Below are 21,136 nucleotides of genomic sequence, written 5' to 3' on the forward strand. Positions count from 1 at the left end.
ACTTCGGTCTTAAATAAAGAAATTTATTGCTTTTATATAATTTTAAGGAACTGAGAAGTTTCTGTTGGCTAATTATTGTTAAGTTTTCCATTAATAAGATCAAAGAATTGCAGGATTAAGTATAAACAGTTACCCCTTCATGTCATTTAGCAGATTTCTTATTTTTTTTTTACTTTACTAAAAAACCCTTCAGATTGCTGTTGTACATTTGCATTTTCCTCTTCTTCAAGCGCTTTTAATAGTTCAATTTGCTTTTTAGTTAAATTTTTTGGATTTAAAGTCTCAACTATTACCTGTACATACAAATCACCACGAGCATATGAGTTCATATATGGCATACCCTTCTCCTTACAACGTAACTTGGTACCAGTTTGAGTGCTCTCTGGAACTTTTACTTTTATTTTAGCTCCATCAATTGATTGTACATTGATTTCACCACCAAGCACTGCTAATGTCATCCTTATAGGCACTTTACAGTGTAAATCTGCCTTATTTCGAGTAAAGATTTTATGGGGAGCTATTTTCACGTATACGTATAAATCTCCACTTTTTCCACCTCTTGCTCCAGCTTCTCCTTTACCACTTACCCTTACCTTAGCTCCTTCTTCTATGCCTTTTGGAATTGAAACGGATATATTTACTTCATCTCTTCTACGTCCACTTCCACCACATTTCTTACATTTATTTCGTATTATTTCTCCTTCCCCATAGCATGTAGTACATGTTCTTTCGATGGTAAAAAAGCCTTGTTGAGTTCTAACCCTACCGCTTCCCTGGCATGTGTGGCACTGAACTGGTTTAATTGCTCCTTCGCCACCTGTGCCTTGGCATGTATCACATTTTACATTTGTCACATAATGTATAGGCGCTTGTATTCCTTTAAATGCATCTTCCAAGGTAATTTCAAGATCATAACGTAGGTCTGCTCCAGATACTCCTGTTGTACTCCTTTTTGCTCTCGATCTACTTGCATCACCACCGAATCCTCCACCAAAGAAGTCATTGAATATGTCGCTAAAATCTCCTGCAGAGCTAAAGCCTTGAAACCCACCAGAAGCACCTTCATGGCCATAACGGTCATAGCCTGCCCTTTTCTCAGAGTCAGACAGAACTTCATATGCAGCTGTTACTTCTTTAAATTTTTCCTCTGCTTCTTTATTGCCAGGATTTCTATCAGGATGATATTTTAACGCTAATTTTTTATACGCTTTTTTTATCTCATCAATACTGGCATTTCTTCCTACCTCCAGCAGATCATAGTAGTCTTTTTTGCTCATATATAATAGTTTAATGTTTAACCTTTAAAGATAGGTATTGCATATATTAATTTCAAGTGTGACTTCTGTTTCCTATAAAATGTGGTGCACCCTGAGCGACTTGAACGCCCGACCTTTTGATCCGTAGTCAAATGCTCTAATCCAACTGAGCTAAGGGTGCTTTCACAAAGTTAACTTTAGCAGGTTTTGTAGCTTGATTCAATTAATTTGGCTAAAAATAAAACTGTTAATTTTTATCATGCGTGAAACCTGCAAAAAATTGCATTTGCTTTCTTAAGAATCATTTTATGGTCAAGCCCACACCTATACGAACATTTGCTTTTGTTAAGTACAACAAATGGTCAGCTCGTGACGCATAACTGTACGAACATTTGTTTGCGAAGAAATGTTATAGTCAGTTTTGCCTAAAACACAAAGGTAGTGCCCAGACACTAGAATCCAGACATTTTGATTGTAAATAAGTATAACTGAGCTGGTAAGCATAGAAAGCAGCTGTCTTATGCTAAAAAAACGTCTTTGATGAGATTGCGTGGAAATCTGTGAGCGGTTACAAATAATTCACCATTTTCTCTGGTTTCACTATCCTTTCAAACTCCTCCTCAGTGAGCAGTTGAAGTTTTGCTGCTGCTTCTTTTAAAGTGATATTTTCTTTATAAGCAAGCTTTGCTATTTTTGCTGCATTGTCGTACCCTATATGCGTATTTAATATAGTGACCAACATCAACGACTGGTTCAGTAAATCTTTTATCCTCTCTTCATTTGCCTTAATACCAATTACACATTTTTCTGCAAAATTTAAACTTGCGTCAGCTAAAAGTCTTATAGACTGCAAAACATTGTAAATTATCACTGGCTTAAATACGTTCAGTTCAAAATGACCACTTGAGCCACCAATTGTTACAGCAACATGATTTCCCATAACTTGAGTGCATACCATAGTCACCGCTTCACACTGAGTTGGATTCACTTTACCTGGCATAATTGAAGAACCAGGCTCATTTTCCGGTAACATTATTTCCCCAATTCCGCATCTTGGACCAGAACCAAGCAGCCTTATATCATTTGCAATTTTCATTAAACTGACTGCTACTGTATTGAGTGTTCCACTGAGCTCAACTAAAGCATCATTTGCTGCTAGCGCTTCAAATTTATTACCTGCTGAAGTAAATGGAAGATTAGTGATTTTTGCAACTTCTCTAGCAAAATCTTCAGCAAAACCCTTTTTAGTATTGAGTCCCGTGCCAACCGCAGTGCCACCTTGTGCAAGCTCGTATATATCACTTAAAGTTGATTTTACTCTCTCTATCCCCTTTTTAATCTGGGCTGCATAGCCAGAAAACTCCTGTCCTAGTGTTAGGGGCGTTGCATCTTGTAAGTGAGTACGTCCTACTTTTATTATATCTTTAAATTCCTGAACCTTATTATCCAGCACCTTATGCAATTTTTCAAGATTTGGAATAAGCAAGCAGTTTATTTGCTCTGCTGCTGCTATATGCATTGCTGTTGGAAAGGTGTCATTTGACGACTGACCATAATTCACATGATCATTTGGATGTATCGGAGATTTACTACCCAAATTACCACCTAAAATCTCTATTGCACGATTGCTGATCACTTCATTCATATTCATATTAGTCTGCGTTCCGGATCCGGTTTGCCAAACAACAAGCGGAAATTCATTATTAAATTTGCCATCTATTACTTCCCTCGCGGCTGTGCAAATTGCGTCCCCTACCCTATCATCTATACCACCATGTTTCATATTAACACGCGCTGCTGCAAGTTTTACTATTGCTAATGCTTTAATCAGAGGCTCTGGCATTTTTTCTGTGCCAATCTTAAAATTTTCTAAAGAACGCTGAGTCTGCGCTCCCCAGTAATGTTCACTTGGTACTTTTACTTCTCCTAAGCTATCTGATTCTATTCTCGTCTTTCTATCCATATTTTCCTCCTGGTGTTATGCAAACTAGTTCACCACATAATTTTGCCATATGAACATCTCAATTTCTTGGTTAATTAAATCATACTAGATCCAAGTAGTCAAGTGTACGAACATTGCAATTTTCAGGTAACTTGTGTGGTAGATGCAAGTAGCTGACACTGGGATTTGTTGTGTTTAACAAAAACAAATGTTCGTACAGTTGTGCGTCACGCGCTGACCATTTACTGAGCAAATCACCTTCAAAAACAATGTTCGTACAAATATATTCTAGTTACATGATAAAATAAATGAAATTCACATCTTAAAAGGATCATATACATCGATTTCTTTAGGATTACTCTTTTTCAATTTTTTACTTAATAATCTCAAAATGGGCTGTAAATCATCATTAATTGATAAGCACAGCACTTCTTTATTAAGGTAATTAGCTAAGTGATTCTTCTTTTCCAGAATTTCTGCTTCCCTCAATAAGTCGCATTTGTTTAGTACTAAAATTTCTTCTTTTTTAACAAGATCGCTATCGTAAAGCTCCAGCTCATTATGTGTACAATTATAAGCTGCTATCACATCATCGTGAGTTACATCAATTAAATGAAGTAAAATTTTACACCTTTCTATGTGCTTTAAAAATTTATGTCCGAGTCCAACTCCAAGGTGAGCATCGGTGATTATTCCAGGAATATCTGCTATTACAACTTCGCTATCATCCACTTTTGCCACGCCTAAATGAGGTCTTACGGTGGTAAATGGATAATCGCCTACTTTTGTATCGGAATTTGAGCAGCGAGTCAAAAATTTTGATTTACCTGCGTTTGGCATGCCAATAATTCCAACATCTGATAAAACTTTTAGTTTTAATAATACATGTTTTTCTTCGCCAGGCTGACCGTAAGTAAAATGTCTTGGTGCCTTATTAGTAGAAGATTTAAAATTAGTATTTCCAAGTCCACCTTTTCCACCCTGTGCTACTTGAAATTCCATACCAGGCTTGTCAAGGTCTACTATTATCTCTTCACTTTCTTCATCAATTATTTGTGCACCGACTGGAACTCGAAGTATAACGTCTTTCCCTGCTGTGCCAGATCTATCCCTGCCTGCACCATTTTTCCCATTATCTGCTTTAATGTGTCTTCTATAACGAAAATGAAGCAAAGTGTTGAGATTAGCGTCGCTGATGAAAACTATGTTTCCACCCTTTCCTCCATTACCACCATTTGGACCACCAAATTCAACGAACTTTTCTCGACGAAAACTTGCACAGCCATCACCACCGTCACCGGCTTTTAAACACAATTTTACTTCGTCTATAAAACCCATGCTAACCCACGATAATATTTAGCATCTTTTCCTAATGCGCTTTCTATTCTGATTAGCTCGTTATACTTCGCGAGTCTATCAGAACGCGATAGCGACCCGGTTTTTATTTGCCCGCAATTTGATGCAACTGCTATATGAGATATTGTTGTGTCTTCTGTTTCACCTGAGCGGTGAGAAATAACAGCTTTGTAGTTGTTTGATTTTGCCATTTCAATAGCAGAAAAAGTTTCTGTTAACGTCCCTATTTGATTTGGCTTGATCAGTACAGCATTTGCCATTTTTTCTTCTATTCCTTTGCCTATTAGTTCACAATTTGTAACAAATAAATCATCCCCAATCAATTGAATTTTACTCCCCAATTTTGCAGTAAGTAATTTCCAACCTTCGTAATCGTCTTCACTCATTGCATCTTCTATAGAAATTATTGGATATCTTTCCACAAGATTACAATAATATTCAGTCAATTCTTTTGAAGTAAGCTCTTTGTTTTCAAATTTGTAAATTCCATCTTCATAAAAAGTAGATGAAGCAACATCAAGGCCTAGTGCAAAATCACTTTGCGCTGAATAACCGGCAGATTCTATAGCGTATATGATCAAATCAAGTGCTTCTTCAGTACTTTCAATATTCGGTGCAAAACCACCTTCATCTCCTACGTTTGTGCTATAACCTTTTTTCTTAAGAATGCTACGTAAGTTGTGGAACACCTCCGCAGATATTCTGATTGCTTCACTGAAAGTCTCAGCACCGACCGGAAGAATCATGAATTCTTGGAAATCAAGCTTATTGTCTGCATGTACTCCACCATTAATTATGTTAATGAGTGGAACCGGCATAACACTCGTCTGCTCTCCTCCCAAATATCTATATAGCGGCATTTTGAAACTGTTTGCTGCTGCTTTTGCAACTGCAAGAGACACACCCAAAGTTGCATTTGCTCCGAGTTTAGATTTATTTTTTGTTCCATCTAGTTCAATTAATGCTTTATCAATTGCATTTTGATCCGCTGCATTCATTCCAATGATTTCATCTGCTATTATCCCATTTACAGCTTGAACAGCTTTCAGCACTCCTTTACCACAATACCTTTTCTCATTTTGGTCCCTGAGTTCCAAGGCTTCTAATTTACCGGTTGAAGCTCCAGAAGGTACAGATGCCCTACCTATTGCTCCATCACAGAGTTCAATTTCCACCTCAACAGTGGGGTAACCCCTACTATCTAAAATTTCTCTTGCAAATACGTTGTTGATTATCTTATTCATTGCATTAAACCTTAACTTCCGCAATAAGTGCTGCAGTTTCCTTTGCCAATTTAGCTATATTACTACCAGCACCAATAAATAATACTATATCACCTGGACTTGTCGAATCACTAATAAAATGTGAAATGAGCAAAGCATCATTCATAATTTTTGTGTTATTAAATCCATTACTGATTAAAGCTTTTTGTATATCATCAATTCCACAACCAGGAATAGGCTTGTCTTCTGGGGGATGAATAGGAGTAAGGATTACATAGTCAAACATCATAAAGATCCTTATGAATTCACCAAAAAAATTACGAACGCGAGCAAAACGAAGTGGTTCGATAATTCCTATTACTTTTCCTTTAGTAATCGAACGTGCAGCCGTTAAAGTTGCATATATTTCATTTGGATGATGGGCATAATCCTCAATTAACTTAACACCTTTAATATTGGCAATCAAAGAGAATCTTCTTGCTACTCCTTGAAATTCCAAAAGGCCTTTTTTAATCTCTGCATTGCTAATCCCGAGCTTTATCGCAACTGATATTGCAGCTAGTGCGTTACTGACTTTATGCATTCCTATTGTGTTTGATAGTACCACGTTTTTTATTCTGTGGTCATTGTCAATCAACACATCAAATTCCATGCTGTTATTATGTTGTTCGATGTTGCTGGCTCTTATGCTACCATTCTCAAACCCAAACGTTATAGAATTACTCGCATCATAATCGATGTCTACAGAATCAGGTAAAACTGCAGAACCTGCATTATTCACAAATTGGGAAAATGCATTTTTGATATTATCAAATGTGCCGTAATAATCTATGTGGTCATTGTTGATACTTGTTATGACAGCAATCTTTGCAGGGATTTTTAGCATAGTTCCATCAGACTCATCAGCCTCGATCAGAAAAGTGTCACTCCCTCCAAGTTTGAAGTTGCTCTTATAGGAATTTAATATCCCTCCTACAGTTACAGTCGCATCAATGCCAGAATGATCAAAAATGGAAGCAATCATAGCGGTTGTTGTTGTCTTTCCGCTTGAACCTGAAACCGCTATTACACACCTATCTTTCATAATTTCAGTAAGTATGTCTGATCTATGCAAAACGATTTTATTGTTATTTTTTGCCGCAATTAACTCCACATTATCAGATTTTATTGCAGAAGAATGTACGACTATTTGAGCTTGGCTTATATTATCAGCATTGTGACCAATGTGAACTTCTATACCCAGCTCTCGTAATCTATCCACATTATTGTTTGATTGTGCATCACTGCCTTGAACTTTGTAATTGGAATTATGGAGAATTTCAGCAATGGCACTCATTCCGATTCCACCTATACCAATAATATGTATTATTCCTTTTTGAGTTTTGTTAATATTTAGCAGTAGATGTTTACTCATTACTAAATTTATTATAGTGTAATTTAAAATCTTCATAGTATCGAACCCTCTTACCGAATACAATGATAAAAAACCTAACCTTTCTATGTCTAACATTTGTTTTGATAAGCAGTTGCAGTTTTAGCAACAGATTTAACTGCACTGCAGGTCATTATAAAATTGGCAGCAGCTACACAATAAATGGTATAACTTATTATCCAAAAAACTGTAAACACTACGAAGAGATAGGGATAGCGTCGTGGTATGGAATAGAAGATCATGGCACGCTTACAGCAAATGGTGAAGTGTTTAACCGCCACTTGATCTCTGCAGCGCATAAGACTTTGCCCTTACCCTGCTTTGTTCTTGTCACTAATTTAGAAAATGGAAGAAAGCTTGTTATAAGAATTAACGATAGAGGACCATTTATTGAAGGCAGAATAATAGACTTATCAGAAAAAGCAGCTCAAGTCTTAGGATTTCATAAATCTGGGCTTGCAAAAGTAAAAGTCCAATACCTAAGAAAGATGTCAGAACAATTGATACAAAATACTCCTCATTACCGAAAGCAGTATGAAAAAGAAATGCAGAAACGTCACCCAAAACAAGACAGTGCAGAAAGTAAGGGGTATGTTGCATTTTTTAAAAGTGCTCAGGCTGCTAAATCAGCTGCATCAAAGCTTCGCAATCAAGGAATAAAAAATGTTAGATTGCTTTTTAAGAACGATCAATATTGCGTGAAAGTGAGTTATAGGTAGTGGTGAGTGCAGAATTTGAAAGATTTGGTTAATGTCAGAAACGCTAGCTAACTATTATAAGTTAAAAATGTGATATAAAAAAGATATCAACAATTTATAGCTATACCACCGCGGTGCTAACTAGTAGCGGAATATCAGCAGTCCTACGTCATACCACCGCGAACCGTCATACCGCCGCGGTATCTCTAGATCCCGCTAACACGTAGCAAGATGACGGTTGTCAAGGTGTCATCCCAGCCTCCTATGATGTCATTCCAGCGCGTGACGCTGGAATGGCCTTGTTGCACGCACTTTATGAGATGGTGATTTATGGTAAATTCATGTAACTATCTCAAATTTAGCCATACCAATATCAGTGAATTTATTGAGCAAATAGCATTNTAGTTCTTTTTCTCGATTTATCTCAGATTTATTCCTAAAACTAAATCCGAGTATTTGCTTTAATCTTGAGAAAAATCCTTCAATGTACGATCTTTTTCCGTAATTTACTTCTTCTTTCCACTTTTTTATGCAATCATATGACTTTATTAGTCTAACAGCAGCATTTCTATCATCCATGTAATCCAATTTTTGGTGCTCTGTTGCGTTGTTTTTCGGAAGAACTTTTGTCTTTATACCAAACTTGTTACATAATTCGTAAAGCTTATGCCTGTCATATGCTCTATCTGCATATAATACCTTTACAGTATGAACTTCTTCTAACAAACCGCANNAGTGATCCGAATAAACTCCGCTGCTGTATTTTGCTGCTANTGACTTTTTATACTCAACATTACATTGTGTCTGCTCATAGCCGTNTCTGTCTGCACTATTTTCCTTGCTGATCGTGTGGTATTCGAAACCCCAATCGTAACTAATTCCAACAGACTTAAATAGTTCCTTGAATTCTTGCTTTGATTTCTCAATAACCTCATGGCACATCTCTATAAATTTTCTCTGCCAACTTCTTTTGCACGGGTTTTATAGGTTTGTTCAACCAATCTTTCAGTGGGAAGCCCGTTATCATCAAACCCAATTGGGTAAAACACATCTTTTCCCAGCATGCGCTGAAACCTTGCAATAAAGTCCGTGTGGCAATAGCTAAATATATGGCCAATATGGAGTTTTCCCGATATTGTCGGCGGAGGTGTGTCTATAGTGAAAGTGTTATCCTTTTCACCATTCCATTTATAAACTTTACTACCTTCCCATAATATGTTGCATTTATCTTCAACTTCTTTAAAGCCGTATTTTTCTTTTAACATAAATATTTCTTAAGTTTTAAGCTCTAAGTTAGCACAACCAGTGATTTCAGGCAATAGTGTTTTGTATACAAATAGCTTTACCATAGTTAAACATTGACTTCTAAAGCCACTGACTCTAAAGTGGATATATTGGTTTTAATTTAATTTAGAGGTATTAATTATGAATAAAAGAAATTATTGAAGGTATTAATTATGAATAAAAAAGAAATTATTGAAAAGATTGAAAATTTACTCTTCCAAACAAATGGTAATTTGGAAAAAGCATGCGACCTATTGTCAACAGTAGGATTAGATGAAGATAATATTAAGAGTTGTTTAGAAGAGGCTATTGAGAAGTATAATAATTTAATGAAGGAAGTTTCTTGGGTTTGTGGGTTCACTGTAGAAGGCGGTCAAGATGCTAACGCAAATAACTTCAGTGATACTTTTAAACTAGACTCAAAAGAATTGGCACTAGCGATAATGCTTGACCCTACAAAATCTTATGATCAAGAATTATTTAAAAAGTATAAAAAAGAGGAAATGTCTTATCCTGAAGGAGAAGGGGTGCAGTTCATTAGAGAGCTTAGAGCACTCAGCGAAATATTTACAATATCTCTAAGAGCATGTCTTCAAACTAAGTAGAAAGGAGTTAAGAAGTGTGTTATAAGATATATTTTAAATGTACCCAAGCGATATAAGTGACAAAGAATGGAAGATGATAGAGCAATATTTTGAACCTAAAAAGACCGGCAGACCAAGAAAACACAGTATCAGAACGATTATCGATGCAATAAGGTATGTGATGAGAACAGGCTGTCAATGGAGACAACTACCTAAGAATTTTCCACCATGGAAAACCGTGTATAGTTGTAATTCGCGTTTAAAAAAAAGTGGAATATGGCAAGAAATTCATGATTTTCTAGTTAAAAAACTAAGAAAGATAATTGGTAAGAATGAAACTCCATCAGTAGGAATAATTGACAGTCAATCAGTAAAAACCACTCAAAAAGGGGATCCAGAGGATATGATGCTGGCAAGAAAGTAAAGGGTAGAAAACGCCACATCGTTGTAGATACTCTAGGTCTTGTAATTGCTGCTGAAGTACACAGTGCAAGCATTCAAGATCGTGATGGTGCACTAAATCTTTTTGTTCAAGCCAAATGCAAAGCTCCAACATTACGTAAGTTTTTTGCTGATCAAGGATATACAGGTAAATTGCAAAACCGCTGTTTATTGGAAACTGGATGTTTGTTGACGATTACCAAGAAAGTAGTTGATACAGGATTTCAGGTTATTCCTAAACGTTGGATTGTTGTGAGAGAACCTTTGCTTGGCTCTCCAATTTTAGACGTATGAGTAAGGATTATGAGCATTCTCCTCTCACTTCAAAAAATAACATCTTTTTTAATATGATCACTATTATGCTTCACAAATTAGCTCATTCTTGAGTTTGAAGACATGCTCTAAGGGATTTACGAGGCAAATTCGAAAATAGGCATACCGATATCAGTAAATTTGTTAATCAAGTAGCATTTTAAGATCATCTCTTGAGAACGATTTATTTTGGATTTATTCTTAAAACTAAATCCAAATGTTTTTTTAACCCTAAAGAAAAAACTCTCAATACGTGATCGTGTTCCATACCTTGTCTTCTTTTTCCACTGACTTAAATTGTATGCTTTTCTTATATTGATGTTCTTATTTCGTTCCGATAAATGATCTATATCATTGTAGATTTTTGCATTTTTTCTCGGCTTTATTATGGGTTTTAAATTATACTTATTGCATAACTTATATAAATTTGCTGTATCATAAGCTCCATCTGCACGAAGAGACTTAATCTTATAGATATCACCTATTTCTTTTAGTATTTCCGATGCTGATACGCTATCATGTGAAAGGAAATTAGTATATCGAGTTGTTATTGCCTTTTTACTGTTTATATCTAAAGCAACATGTAGCTTTCTTGCTTGATTTCTACCATTATATTTCCTTATCTTGGCATTATCTTTGTTATGTTGAGTGCTGTTGCTATAAATATGGATTACTGTACTATCTATAGCAATTTCAATATTCTCCATATCATTTTTATCTGTTCTGTGATCACACAGTTTCAAATTAAGTTTGTTTAGTCGGCGACAAGCCTGTGAATAGCTCATCACTTGCAGATTCTTCCCTATACCTTCTAAATATCCTTTTATGAATCCAACTGCTTGCCTTAAACCTATTCTAAATAGATTAACAATTATATGTATTGCAATGACAACTTTATCGCTGTAAATGTTATTTCCACCTGCAACCTTTTCTGAAATTTCATACCAGTTTTCTATAGCTTCATCAATGAAATGAAAGACATTTCCTCTTTTTTTNNCTAAAAATTGATTATACTCGTTATTGTTACTGACTTTCATTTTCTGTGGCATACACTCCCTAAAGCATTCATTTTTCAATAGAGTAACCACTTCTTTTTTAATTTTCTCTCTTTTTTTCTCCTATCTCTACTCGCTATGCAACAAAGCCCAGTCGGCACAAAATTATATTATGTTAATGAAGGAATATAAAAATTGTAGTTGAAAGCATATGTGTTAAATTAAGAAGAAGGCTCGTTTGTTTTTTTGTATCTTCCTTTCAAGGGAAATTGTGACTTAGGCTCCGTGAACAAAAATATAAAAGGAAAGAAAAAAGCGGGAGTTTAATCTAATCCATATGAGCCTAACTCTGTTAAATAGTACTCTAAAATCTTTGATCTTCATCATGCTTCACCTTAATACTGGCTTTCTACTGATTGTATCAAAATAAGTTAAGTGTGTCAACATTTACTAATTTCTTAACTACATTGACACACGATAGGTAGAATTTATTTACTCATTGCAGGTTCATGTTCACGTTGACTTAACGAAACATCTTCAACTTTGCTTTCAGGTGCTTTTTTTTTGGGCAGCAGCTTCAATGGTACTGGGTAACTATCTTTATATTCTGTGCAAATAAGTTCTTCTAAATCTTTACAAGATTTTCCCCTTGCTTCCTCTGGCTGTAGTTTTTTACTCATTATTAAATCTATTAAAGCAGTCCTGTGTGGTTATCACTACAACGCGATTGTTAAATCCAAATATTTCTTTTACGCTTAATGCAGGATTTTTAATTAAGTTAGATAATGCATCCATATATTTATCTACATTGGACATGTTGTTAAACATAGTATTGCTATCAATTAATATATATTCCCTCAGTTTTTTAACTTCTTCTTCAGTAAAGTTATGGATTTCATTAAATCTTCTTATTAGAGCATGTCTTCAAACTCAAGAATGAGCTAATTTGTGAAGCATAATAGTGATCATATTAAAAAAGATGTTATTTTTTGAAGTGAGAGGAGAATGCTCATAATCCTTACTCATACGTCTAAAATTGGAGAGCCAAGCAAAGGTTCTCTCAACAATCCAACGTTTAGGAATAACCTGAAATCCTGTATCAACTACTTTCTTGGTAATCGTCAACAAACATCCAGTTTCCAATAAACAGCGGTTTTGCAATTTACCTGTATATCCTTGATCAGCAAAAAACTTACGTAATGTTGGAGCTTTGCATTTGGCTTGAACAAAAAGATTTAGTGCACCATCACGATCTTGAATGCTTGCACTGTGTACTTCAGCAGCAATTACAAGACCTAGAGTATCTACAACGATGTGGCGTTTTCTACCCTTTACTTTCTTGCCAGCATCATATCCTCTGGATCCCCTTTTTGAGTGGTTTTTACTGATTGACTGTCAATTATTCCTACTGATGGAGTTTCATTCTTACCAATTATCTTTCTTAGTTTTTTAACTAGAAAATCATGAATTTCTTGCCATATTCCACTTTTTTTTAAACGCGAATTACAACTATACACGGTTTTCCATGGTGGAAAATTCTTAGGTAGTTGTCTCCATTGACAGCCTGTTCTCATCACATACCTTATTGCATCGATAATCGTTCTGATACTGTGTTTTCTTGGTCTGCCGGTCTTTTTAGGTTCAAAATATTGCTCTATCATCTTCCATTCTTTGTCACTTATATCGCTTGGGTACATTTAAAATATATCTTATAACACACTTCTTAACTCCTTTCTACTTAGTTTGAAGACATGCTCTTACATCACACCTTCTCATTGGTAGCCATGCAACAAAGCCTGCCGACTGCGTGATATGTTTAATTTCTTCATTCGACATTTTTTTGAAGAATTTTGCTGGCCTGCCAGCCCATATTTCCCCACTTTTTATCACTTTTCCGTGTGTTACCAGTGAGCCAGCAGCTACCATAGCTTCAGGCTCCACAACTGCATGGTCCATCACGGTAGAGCCCATACCAATAAACGCTTTATCATGCACCGTGCATGCGTGCAACATACAAAAATGTCCCACTGTTACCATGCTACCAATAATTGTGTCACCACCTGGGTTTCTATCCACATGAATTACCGTTCCATCTTGAATATTTGTTCCATTACCTATTTTTATTGATCCAACGTCTCCTCTGATTACACAATTAAACCAGATGCTTGCATCTCTTCCTATTTTAACCTTGCCTATGATATGCGAACCACCTGCGATGAAAGCACTTTCGTCTATTTTTGGTTCATAATCTTTGTATTTTAAAATGTGATACATATTAAGCCCAAAGTCTTATGCATATGTTAATCAAAATAAGGTAAGCAGTAAATACATACTTAGATTTCAAACTACTTGGGTGACAGATGTTCTTGACTTACGTGCTTTGTACTGCTAAGATTTTTATTTTCAGCCTTATCTATAATGTCAGTAGCGGTATTAAGTATATTTCAAATAATATTGGTTGTTGTGTTAGTAATTTTAGTGCTCTTGCAGCCGCCTGGAAGTAGTCCGTTAAGTGGTTTTAGTAATACACAACAGGGAGTCAATTCGATGATTCCAGTGAAATCTTCTGAAAACCCGCTCAGCAGAATAACGGCTATTGTTGCTGGATTGTTTATTATAAACACATTGCTATTGTCAGGATTATGTTCAAAAGACGTACATAAAAAATCGATCGCAGAAAAAATTATATTAGAAAAAAAGCAAGAAAGTGAATCTACTTCTGTTCCATTTGAAAATTAATGAAGGAAGCTAAATTTATCTTTGTCACAGGTGGAGTTGTATCGTCGCTTGGTAAAGGCTTAGTTGCTTCAAGCGTTGGTGCGCTTCTTCAAGCTTATGGTTTTAAGATCCGTATCAGAAAACTTGACCCGTATCTCAACATTGATCCTGGGACAATGAACCCAACTCAGCACGGAGAGGTATTTGTTACCGAGGATGGTGCTGAAACTGATTTGGATCTTGGGCATTATGAGCGTTTTACTGGAATTAAAGCAACAAAAGATGACAATATAACAACTGGTAAGATATATCATGAGTTGTTGAAGAAAGAGAGGCGTGGTGATTATTCGGGCAAAACTGTGCAAGTCATTCCTCATGTGACAGATTTGATCAAATCGTTCATTTTTAATGGTACGGAAGGTTTAGATTTTGTAATATGTGAAATAGGCGGAACTGTAGGTGATATTGAAAGCCAACCATTTTTGGAGGCTATACGCCAAGTTAACTACACATTAGGAAAACAAAGAGTTATCCTGATTCACTTAACTTTAATACCATATCTTACCGCAGCGCAAGAATTAAAGACAAAACCAACGCAGCATTCAGTTCGAGAGTTAAATTCTGCGGGGTTACAACCAGATATTATATTATGCCGCAGTGAGAAAGAAATTTTCGATAATCAGAGAGAGAAAATAGCTAAGCTTTGCAATGTTTCTTTGTCCAATGTGATACCTGCTCCTGATGTGAGTCATATATATGAGTTACCGGTGTTGTATAGCCAATGTGGGCTTGATACGCAAATTTTGGAGCACTTTCATTTAAGTGAGCCAAAACCAAGCTTGATTGAATGGGATCAAATAGTGCATTCCATAAGGCACCCAACACAGGAAGTTACTGTGTCTATAGTGGGAAAATACACCGAATTCCCTGATGCGTATAAATCACTAGTTGAAGCGCTAAATCATGGTGCGATTAGTAATAAAGTCAAAGTAAGGATAAATTGGGTTAACTCAAGAGAGAAGGAAGAAAAACCTATAAATGAAAAACTTATAGGAGAGAAATTACAGAATTCTCATGCAATTCTTGTCCCAGGGGGGTTTGGTGATGACGGAGTAGAGGGTAAAATATTAGCAATAAATTATGCCCGTACAAATAATATCCCATTTTTCGGAATTTGCCTTGGTATGCAGCTTGCAATTATTGAGTTTGCTCGTAATGTTGTTAAGCTTGAAGATGCACACTCTGAAGAATTTCATAACTGTAAACATCCAATCGTTAAGTTAGCTGGCGATCAAGATGACGATCTTGGTGGAACCATGAGACTTGGAGCATACAAATGTAATATAAATGCAAGCTCTAAAATGATGGATGCATATAGTAACACTACTATTTCAGAAAGACACAGGCATAGATACATAATCAATTCAGATTATAAAGATGATTTGGAAAAAAATGGGCTGCTATGCAGTGGCATATCAGAAGATGGAACATGTGTAGAGGCAGTGGAGTTAGAGAGTCATCCGTGGTTTATTGGTGTGCAGTTTCATCCAGAGTTTCAATCAAAACCGTTTTCTCCTCATCCTCTTTTTGTATCATTTATTAAGGCAGCAGTTAATAAAATTTAAAAAAGAAGATTAGCAAAGGAAAGTGTTCAAGTATCAATATATGGAGCTTGCCATAGAGCAAGCCAAACTTGCTCAGAAAAATGATGAGGTTCCCATAGGTGCTGTAATAGTTAGTGGAAGCAATGTTGTTTCTTCTGCACACAATATATCCAATGATCCAACTGCACATGCAGAGATGTTAGCAATCAGACAAGCATTTTCAACTTCCACGCTTTGTGATGCTGAGATGTACGTAACATTAGAACCATGTCCGATGTGTGCTCAAGCTATTTCCTTTGCCAGAATTAAACGATTGTACTTTGGAGCTTATAATCCAAAAGGTGGAGGAATTGAAAATGGTGCTAAGATATTTCAATTTTGCAGCCATATACCTGAAGTTTATGGTGGGATATTAGAAACAGAATGCTCTTTTTTGTTAAAGGATTTTTTTGAGAAACTAAGAACCTAATTAGGTCTAACAATTTCAATTAGATTTCTCTGTCATTCCAGCGCGTGACGTACAACTATACAAATATTGTCTCACCAGCAGGGTGTCATCCCACTACCCCATAAGTGTTGAAAGTAACACAAAAAAGACATAAAGAACTATTATTGCAAGAAAATGGAGGCAATAATGGATCAAATAGAAAGAGTACTAAATTTAATAAAAGATGAGGATTTAGAAAGGCTAGGAAAATTAAGTGAAGTAGATAAATGTAATACTAAATTGTTGGGCAAGATTATATTTAAAGGTCTAATGAAGTTAATATTAATGGGGCAAAAAACAAGCCTAAGAGCGCTAGAAATGGTAATAAACAGGTGTATAATGGATAAGAATAGCGATAAAAGTACAGTAACATACAGTGGTTTGTCAAAAAGGTTAAAAGTTATAAATCCAGAATATTTTAAGGGAGTATATATTGATTTGATGAGCAAGATTAAAAAGCTATTACCCCAAAAAACATCAAATAACTTACATAAGTTTGATTCGACGATCATAAATTTATCGGGATATCTCATAAAAGATGGGCTAAAAATAGGCGGTAAAAGTAACGACAGTCAAGTTAAAGTGAGTGTAGGATTAAAGGATCAATTGCCGACAAGTATAAGATTTTGTAAAGGACAAGAAGAAAGTAGTGAAGATATAGCATTAGTGAGAGCAATTAATGAAGCTAAAGTTGAAAAAGAGGATATTTTATTATTTGATAGAGGAATCAGAAAAGTTGGAACTTTTGCCGAATTTGATGAAAAGGAGTACAAATTTATCACAAGAGTTAAAGTGGGAAGAAAACATGATGTTATAAGCAGGAACAAAGTTATAAGAGAACAAAAATCGGATGGATCAGAGATTTTAGAAGATATAATAGTTAATCTTTATCGTGCACGAGGTAAAGTGGCAGAAAAGCATGATCTACGGCTAATAAAAATCAGAAATAAAATTGGAGATGAAATATGGTTTTTGACAAACTTGTTTGAAATGCCAGCTTATGAAGTAACAGAGCTATATAGGCGCAGATGGGATATAGAAGTGTTCTTTAAATTTATAAAGCAAAATCTTGGATATAAGCACTTTTTAAGCCATACTATGAATGGCATGAAGGTGTATATTTACATGATTATTATTACGGCTTTGTTATTTCTTGTTTATAAAATCAAAAATAATCTACATGGGTTCAAAATAGCATTACTGCAATTCACATTGGATCTAAATGACTCTTTTATACGTTCGATTGTTTTACTGTCGGGAGGTAATTTACATGCCGTTGATCATCTCATATCACGTTATTTTTGATACTTTCAACACTTATGCCCACTACCCCCATAAGTGTTGAAAGTAACACAAAAAAAGAATAAAGAACTATTATTGCAAGAAAATGGAGGCAATAATGGATCAAATAGAAAGAGTACTAAATTTAATAAAAGATGAGGATTTAGAAAGGCTAGGAAAATTAAGTGAAGTAGATAAATGTAATACTAAATTGTTGGGCAAGATTATATTTAAAGGTCTAAGAGCATGTCTTCAAACTAAGTAGAAAGGAGTTAAGAAGTGTGTTATAAGATATATTTTAAATGTACCCAAGCGATATAAGTGACAAAGAATGGAAGATGATAGAGCAATATTTTGAACCTAAAAAGACCGGCAGACCAAGAAAACACAGTATCAGAACGATTATCGATGCAATAAGGTATGTGATGAGAACAGGCTGTCAATGGAGACAACTACCTAAGAATTTTCCACCATGGAAAACCGTGTATAGTTGTAATTCGCGTTTAAAAAAAAGTGGAATATGGCAAGAAATTCATGATTTTCTAGTTAAAAAACTAAGAAAGATAATTGGTAAGAATGAAACTCCATCAGTAGGAATAATTGACAGTCAATCAGTAAAAACCACNTCAAAAAGGGGATCCAGAGGATATGATGCTGGCAAGAAAGTAAAGGGTAGAAAACGCCACATCGTTGTAGATACTCTAGGTCTTGTAATTGCTGCTGAAGTACACAGTGCAAGCATTCAAGATCGTGATGGTGCACTAAATCTTTTTGTTCAAGCCAAATGCAAAGCTCCAACATTACGTAAGTTTTTTGCTGATCAAGGATATACAGGTAAATTGCAAAACCGCTGTTTATTGGAAACTGGATGTTTGTTGACGATTACCAAGAAAGTAGTTGATACAGGATTTCAGGTTATTCCTAAACGTTGGATTGTTGAGAGAACCTTTGCTTGGCTCTCCAATTTTAGACGTATGAGTAAGGATTATGAGCATTCTCCTCTCACTTCAAAAAATAACATCTTTTTTAATATGATCACTATTATGCTTCACAAATTAGCTCATTCTTGAGTTTGAAGACATGCTCTTAGAGCTCGAAAAAATATAATAAAGCCAACAATAATGTGAGAGGATATAGATATAGCAACTGTCAGTATTAGAGGTCTTTTATAATTTTTTATCAGTTCAAGAATTGGTGAAGTTGATAGATTATTTTTTGCTTTATTGGTTTGATAAGCTAGAGTTTCTTTTAGAGGTTGTCCGGAAACTAGTAAATTCAAGCATATTCCCTATTTAACATAACCCTACTCATAGCTAGGTATATGAAATTCTCAGTGGATGTTGTATACTCCTTCGATAGCCTTCTATTCCTATTACANAGCAAAAGTCCTTTCTACAACCCATCTTCTTGGCTGTACTTTAAACCCTTGTTCTCTTGTTGGTAGTAGCTCAGGTGGCGTATCTTTATGCACCCAAAATCTACATGGAGGCCTTTTAACAATTTCAATATCTATGTCATATTCTTCCTTTATGTGATTCTTTAAATTTCTTCCTTGGTATCCCATGTCAGCCCACATTTTTTTAACTTTAGCATATTTTGTTCTCATATTGTTTAATGCTATTTTAATACCATCTCTATCATTTTCGTTAGCAGCACCTACGTAACAACCTAGTATAAAACCCTGAGTGTCTGTAATTATATGCCTTTTTCTACCCTTTACTTTTTTACTTCCATCATAGCCTTTGATCCCCCTTTTTCTGTAGTCTTTACAGATTGANNTTACTATACAGGCACTCGGCTGCTCATTCCTTCCTATTTTTCTTCTACTATATTTTGTAATTTCATAATTCATTTTCTCAAAAATTCCCTGCTTCTTCCATTGCCTGAACTGCTCATACACAGTCTTCCATAGCGGANNCATTTGGTAAATACCGCCATTGACACCCTGTACGCAATACATAGAAAATTGCTTCTAATATTTCTCTTTTGCTATACTTTGGCGGCCTTCCTCCTTTCTTGTATGATACTCTGAAGTGTTTTTCTATTCTTGCCCATTCCCTTTCGCTTAGATCTGTTGGATACTTTTTTCTCATCTTTACCCCGTACTAAAATTTCAGATATTATAGCCTTTTACTAGTTTCCGAACAAGCTCTTACTATAAGTAATATTTTCGAACGTTTAAATAACCAAAAACTTGTGTGGATGTAAATATATTTTACCAATCAAGCTTTTTATTTTGTGGTTTTACTTTTAGCATTGCTATTAAGCTTACTGATAAACAAAACACCACATAAATTCCAGCTACAAAATTTACTTGAGTAAACTTCATAGTTAACCATGTGCATACAATAGGAGTCAATCCTCCAAATAATGCTGATGAGATATTACGCGATAAGCTAACGCCACTAAATCTAACTTTAGTAGGAAACAATTCAGAAACAATTATACCGATTGGCGTAACGCCAGTTTCTATTACAGAAAGGATTATTATGCTTAAGGTAATAATGAGATAATTTTTACAATGGTATGCAATAAATAACATAGGGCAATACATTAACATTGATGTTATAATACATGGAATTGCAACTTTTTCTCTTCCTATTTTGTCAGATAATATTCCAAAGATAATAGCAGCCATTTGTATCAATACGCTACTTGCAATTAAAGCAACTTCATTAATATATGTAGTAGAGTATGTATCCATTAATACTATTTCTTTTGTAAGCGCTCGAAAAAATATTATGAAACCAACAATAACATTAGCAGGAATAGAAATTAAGATCGCCAATATTAAAGTCCTTTTGTAGTTCTTCAGAAGTTCAGAAATTGGTGTACTAGATAAATTACCCACACTTTTATTAGTTTGATATGCTAGCGTTTCTTTTAGTTTATACCTACTGAATGCACTAATTAATCCTAAAATAAAAGAGAAAGCGAAAGGTATTCTCCATCCCCAGATATTAAAACTAGTAGTTTTTTTACAAATAATTATTGCAATTGCAGCAAGCAGAATACCTAAAGATTTACCTAATCCCACTATTCCAAAAAACATACCTAAGTTTTTCTTATCGGCTGAATGCTCTATTAAATAAACAGAACTTCCTTGCTCAGCACCAAATGCAATACCTTGCACTACTCGTATTAAAATAATTAATATAGGTGCAAGTATACCTATACTTTCATAACTTGGAATAAATGTGATAAAACTAGAAGGAATTGATATTAACAAAATAGAGATAAATAATGAAATTTTTCTTCCATATTTATCACCTATATAACCAAATATAAATGCACCTATTGGTTTTATGAAAGCACCAAGCGCAAATATTCCAAATATCTTAAGTAAATTCTGATAAGCATTTGCTTTAGGAAAAAATTCTCTGCCAATAATATTGATTAAATCAATAAAAAGCATGTAATCATACCATATAGCCAATTTACATAACAAGCTTGATATTAGTACTTCTTTAATCTGGTGATTTTGCACTTGCTTGCTATTTATTCTAATTTTGATATTCTACTA

At 35.0% G+C, this 21,136-nt stretch carries 26 protein-coding genes, 1 tRNA gene and 2 pseudogenes; 12 read left to right on the forward strand and 17 right to left on the reverse strand.

Annotated elements, in window-relative coordinates; genetic code table 11:
* Positions 1-158: 158 nt before the first annotated feature.
* The 6 genes from dnaJ to murC form a co-directional block, all read right to left on the reverse strand.
* Positions 159-1,277 (reverse strand): molecular chaperone DnaJ, encoded by a 1,119-nt coding sequence (gene dnaJ, locus NOX90_RS03470; RefSeq protein ID WP_375604520.1) that lies wholly within the window; start codon positions 1,275-1,277, stop codon positions 159-161.
* Positions 1,278-1,359: 82 nt separating this feature from the next.
* Positions 1,360-1,437: transfer RNA gene (locus tag NOX90_RS03475), tRNA-Arg, on the reverse strand.
* A 387-nt stretch (positions 1,438-1,824) separates the two neighbouring features.
* Positions 1,825-3,219 carry a class II fumarate hydratase gene (gene fumC, locus NOX90_RS03480; RefSeq protein ID WP_375604521.1) on the reverse strand — a complete coding sequence of 465 codons (1,395 nt, stop codon included), beginning with the start codon at positions 3,217-3,219 and terminating at the stop codon, positions 1,825-1,827.
* Positions 3,220-3,513: 294 nt separating this feature from the next.
* Entirely contained in the window at positions 3,514-4,536 is a 1,023-nt protein-coding gene (gene cgtA / locus NOX90_RS03485; RefSeq protein WP_375604522.1) for an Obg family GTPase CgtA, read from the reverse strand.
* Entirely contained in the window at positions 4,524-5,798 is a 1,275-nt protein-coding gene (gene eno / locus NOX90_RS03490) for a phosphopyruvate hydratase (protein ID WP_375604523.1), read from the reverse strand. Before eno ends, cgtA begins: the two co-directional genes overlap by 13 nt.
* A 4-nt stretch (positions 5,799-5,802) precedes the next feature.
* Complete coding sequence (gene murC, locus NOX90_RS03495; protein ID WP_375604524.1) at positions 5,803-7,227, reverse strand: UDP-N-acetylmuramate--L-alanine ligase; 1,425 nt, start codon at positions 7,225-7,227, stop codon at positions 5,803-5,805.
* 26 nt (positions 7,228-7,253) lie between these two features.
* On the opposite strand from murC, the gene NOX90_RS03500 reads away from it, so the two are divergent.
* On the forward strand, positions 7,254-7,928 hold the full coding sequence (locus NOX90_RS03500; protein ID WP_375604525.1) for a septal ring lytic transglycosylase RlpA family protein: 675 nt from the start codon (positions 7,254-7,256) through the stop codon (positions 7,926-7,928).
* Positions 7,929-8,246: 318 nt separating this feature from the next.
* On the opposite strand, the gene NOX90_RS03505 is transcribed toward NOX90_RS03500, so the two are convergent.
* Together NOX90_RS03505 and NOX90_RS03510 are read right to left on the reverse strand one after the other, a co-directional pair.
* Positions 8,247-8,633, reverse strand: coding sequence for a transposase (locus tag NOX90_RS03505; protein WP_375604595.1), 387 nt, complete (start codon positions 8,631-8,633; stop codon positions 8,247-8,249).
* A gap of 108 nt (positions 8,634-8,741) precedes the next feature.
* Positions 8,742-9,172: pseudogene (locus NOX90_RS03510) on the reverse strand (class I tRNA ligase family protein); the annotation flags it as partial.
* Between the two features lie 192 nt (positions 9,173-9,364).
* On the opposite strand from NOX90_RS03510, the gene NOX90_RS03515 reads away from it, so the two are divergent.
* The 5 genes and pseudogenes from NOX90_RS03515 to NOX90_RS03535 all read left to right on the forward strand — a co-directional run bounded on the left by NOX90_RS03515 (position 9,365) and on the right by NOX90_RS03535 (position 10,602).
* Positions 9,365-9,796, forward strand: coding sequence for a hypothetical protein (locus tag NOX90_RS03515; RefSeq protein WP_375604526.1), 432 nt, complete (start codon positions 9,365-9,367; stop codon positions 9,794-9,796).
* A gap of 37 nt (positions 9,797-9,833) precedes the next feature.
* The gene (locus NOX90_RS03520) at positions 9,834-10,199 is read left to right on the forward strand and encodes a transposase (RefSeq protein WP_375603639.1); all 366 of its coding nucleotides are present in this window, start codon (positions 9,834-9,836) and stop codon (positions 10,197-10,199) included.
* A gap of 17 nt (positions 10,200-10,216) precedes the next feature.
* Positions 10,217-10,318: pseudogene (locus NOX90_RS03525) on the forward strand (hypothetical protein); the annotation flags it as partial.
* Between the two features lie 51 nt (positions 10,319-10,369).
* On the forward strand, positions 10,370-10,510 hold the full coding sequence (locus NOX90_RS03530; RefSeq protein ID WP_375604527.1) for a hypothetical protein: 141 nt from the start codon (positions 10,370-10,372) through the stop codon (positions 10,508-10,510).
* Positions 10,459-10,602, forward strand: a complete 144-nt coding sequence (locus NOX90_RS03535) for a hypothetical protein (protein ID WP_375604528.1) — start codon at positions 10,459-10,461, stop codon at positions 10,600-10,602. Before NOX90_RS03530 ends, NOX90_RS03535 begins: the two co-directional genes overlap by 52 nt.
* Positions 10,603-10,626: 24 nt before the next feature.
* On the opposite strand, the gene NOX90_RS03540 is transcribed toward NOX90_RS03535, so the two are convergent.
* The 6 genes from NOX90_RS03540 to NOX90_RS03565 form a co-directional block, all read right to left on the reverse strand.
* Positions 10,627-11,577, reverse strand: coding sequence for an IS5 family transposase (locus tag NOX90_RS03540; RefSeq protein WP_375604529.1), 951 nt, complete (start codon positions 11,575-11,577; stop codon positions 10,627-10,629).
* 434 nt (positions 11,578-12,011) lie between these two features.
* Entirely contained in the window at positions 12,012-12,203 is a 192-nt protein-coding gene (locus NOX90_RS03545) for a hypothetical protein (RefSeq protein WP_375604530.1), read from the reverse strand.
* A complete protein-coding gene (locus tag NOX90_RS03550; protein WP_375604531.1) occupies positions 12,196-12,351 on the reverse strand; it encodes a hypothetical protein in 156 nt (51 codons plus the stop codon). Before NOX90_RS03550 ends, NOX90_RS03545 begins: the two co-directional genes overlap by 8 nt.
* A 102-nt stretch (positions 12,352-12,453) precedes the next feature.
* Positions 12,454-12,912 carry a transposase gene (locus tag NOX90_RS03555; protein WP_375604575.1) on the reverse strand — a complete coding sequence of 153 codons (459 nt, stop codon included), beginning with the start codon at positions 12,910-12,912 and terminating at the stop codon, positions 12,454-12,456.
* A complete protein-coding gene (locus NOX90_RS03560) occupies positions 12,855-13,220 on the reverse strand; it encodes a transposase (RefSeq protein ID WP_375603639.1) in 366 nt (121 codons plus the stop codon). The genes NOX90_RS03555 and NOX90_RS03560 overlap by 58 nt, the downstream gene beginning before the upstream one ends.
* 37 nt (positions 13,221-13,257) lie before the next feature.
* On the reverse strand, positions 13,258-13,797 hold the full coding sequence (locus tag NOX90_RS03565; protein ID WP_375604532.1) for a gamma carbonic anhydrase family protein: 540 nt from the start codon (positions 13,795-13,797) through the stop codon (positions 13,258-13,260).
* Positions 13,798-13,941: 144 nt separating this feature from the next.
* Here NOX90_RS03565 and secG point away from each other — a divergent pair, with 144 nt between their 5' ends.
* From secG to NOX90_RS03595, 6 genes are all read left to right on the forward strand, one after another.
* The gene (secG, locus tag NOX90_RS03570; RefSeq protein WP_375604533.1) at positions 13,942-14,262 is read left to right on the forward strand and encodes a preprotein translocase subunit SecG; all 321 of its coding nucleotides are present in this window, start codon (positions 13,942-13,944) and stop codon (positions 14,260-14,262) included.
* Positions 14,262-15,866 carry a CTP synthase gene (locus tag NOX90_RS03575; RefSeq protein ID WP_375604534.1) on the forward strand — a complete coding sequence of 535 codons (1,605 nt, stop codon included), beginning with the start codon at positions 14,262-14,264 and terminating at the stop codon, positions 15,864-15,866. The genes secG and NOX90_RS03575 overlap by 1 nt, the downstream gene beginning before the upstream one ends.
* A 40-nt stretch (positions 15,867-15,906) precedes the next feature.
* A complete protein-coding gene (locus NOX90_RS03580; RefSeq protein ID WP_375604596.1) occupies positions 15,907-16,314 on the forward strand; it encodes a nucleoside deaminase in 408 nt (135 codons plus the stop codon).
* Positions 16,315-16,467: 153 nt separating this feature from the next.
* Positions 16,468-17,637, forward strand: a complete 1,170-nt coding sequence (locus tag NOX90_RS03585) for an IS4 family transposase (RefSeq protein ID WP_253303197.1) — start codon at positions 16,468-16,470, stop codon at positions 17,635-17,637.
* An 82-nt stretch (positions 17,638-17,719) separates the two neighbouring features.
* On the forward strand, positions 17,720-17,878 hold the full coding sequence (locus NOX90_RS03590; protein WP_375604535.1) for a hypothetical protein: 159 nt from the start codon (positions 17,720-17,722) through the stop codon (positions 17,876-17,878).
* A gap of 37 nt (positions 17,879-17,915) precedes the next feature.
* Complete coding sequence (locus NOX90_RS03595) at positions 17,916-18,683, forward strand: IS5 family transposase (protein ID WP_375604163.1); 768 nt, start codon at positions 17,916-17,918, stop codon at positions 18,681-18,683.
* Between the two features lie 302 nt (positions 18,684-18,985).
* On the opposite strand, the gene NOX90_RS03600 is transcribed toward NOX90_RS03595, so the two are convergent.
* From NOX90_RS03600 to NOX90_RS03610, 3 genes are all read right to left on the reverse strand, one after another.
* On the reverse strand, positions 18,986-19,513 hold the full coding sequence (locus NOX90_RS03600) for a transposase (protein ID WP_375604536.1): 528 nt from the start codon (positions 19,511-19,513) through the stop codon (positions 18,986-18,988).
* Positions 19,506-19,706 (reverse strand): transposase, encoded by a 201-nt coding sequence (locus NOX90_RS03605; protein WP_375604537.1) that lies wholly within the window; start codon positions 19,704-19,706, stop codon positions 19,506-19,508. The genes NOX90_RS03600 and NOX90_RS03605 overlap by 8 nt, the downstream gene beginning before the upstream one ends.
* Before the next feature lie 122 nt (positions 19,707-19,828).
* Entirely contained in the window at positions 19,829-21,100 is a 1,272-nt protein-coding gene (locus NOX90_RS03610; protein ID WP_375604538.1) for an MFS transporter, read from the reverse strand.
* Positions 21,101-21,136: the final 36 nt, after the last annotated feature.

This window comes from Wolbachia endosymbiont of Anurida maritima (assembly GCF_042182995.1).
Lineage (GTDB): Bacteria > Pseudomonadota > Alphaproteobacteria > Rickettsiales > Anaplasmataceae > Wolbachia.